General features: G+C 43.2%; 1 protein-coding gene. It reads right to left on the reverse strand.

Annotation, left to right across the window (positions count from 1 at the left end; genetic code table 11):
- A partial coding sequence (locus tag K5Y30_RS24725) for an Ig-like domain-containing protein (protein ID WP_255606824.1) occupies nt 1–1,242 on the reverse strand: 1,242 nt, incomplete at both ends.

Consider the following 1,242-nt stretch of genomic DNA (forward strand, 5'->3'; position numbering starts at 1 on the left):
GATGTTGCCATTCGCTGATATCGCTGCCTTCCGGCAGAATATCTTTGAGCTCAACCACATCACCTTCGTTACCTTTCACCATCAACTGGGTTTTACCGTCCTCGATAAACAGACCTTTTTCACCGTGTTGTAGCAGGGCGTTAAGATCCAGCTTCAGGGTATTATCGCCGGTGCCGGTGATATCGAAGATTTCGATGGATTCGATTTTGCTCTCCTGAGTGGTGAGGTCGAGCAACTGATCTTTATCGGTGATTTTCAGGATGTCGGCCTGATTTTCGTGACCTACCATGTTGTCAGACAGCTCTTCAACGCCAGAAATTTGATGATTGTTTATGTCATTACCCTGAGACAATAAGGATGAGGTTTCCCAATAAGGTGGTTCAAGCATGAGATTATCAAACCATAGTGGTGGGTTGGCACCAATAAGAGTTGAATCCTTCGTATTATATAACACAAACTCACATATAGCATATAATTCAGGGTATTCAGCATTGCTAAATATATCTTCATTAGTGAAGGTGTTTAATCCGGGTTTAGTAGTTAAAATTTTATTTACTTGATTCCCTACGGTTGTCTCTGAACGAAATCGTACAACTAAAATCATCAAAACATCAGCCTGATTCGGATTGTATATTTGGAAGCTAAAGTTATGGGCTATACTATCTCGATTAAAAAGATCAGATTTATAAATGCCTACTCCGTCACCTTGACTCATTTCTACCGCTTTCCCTCCAAACTCAGGAACTAATGCACCAGGAGTTATAAAGGGAATTTTATGGTTTGTTTTATTTGAGTTGTAAAGTTGGAAGTTTATTTCATTAGTAGTTTCATACCATCGTCCATATGTCATTGAGTCTAAATCGACATTTCCAAAGCTTTCTTCAAAATCAATTGTTGTAGAATAATTTCCACCTTTGACAATATTCAAATACACCTTTTGCGCCCAGGCGGTGTCTCCTAATGCGTTACTGGCTTTTACACGGAACTGCCAGGTCGCGTAATCCAGCGTTGCTGGGGTGTATTCCCAGTTGCCGTTGTTATCAACGCGGGCAGTACCCAGATCGCCCCAGCTGTCGCCCGTTTTGGCTGACTGGATATGCACGATGCTGTTTGGCGTTCCCGTACCGCGCAGGGTCGGAGTGGTATCGTCGGTTTTGGCTTTTTCGCCGTCCGGAATAACTGCGCCCGGTGTACCGACGTTATCGTAAAAATCAACCAGTACCGGGATCTCCGGTGCTACAC

The sequence above is a fragment of the Pantoea sp. DY-5 genome (genome assembly GCF_019795955.1).
Classification (GTDB): domain Bacteria; phylum Pseudomonadota; class Gammaproteobacteria; order Enterobacterales; family Enterobacteriaceae; genus Pantoea; species Pantoea leporis.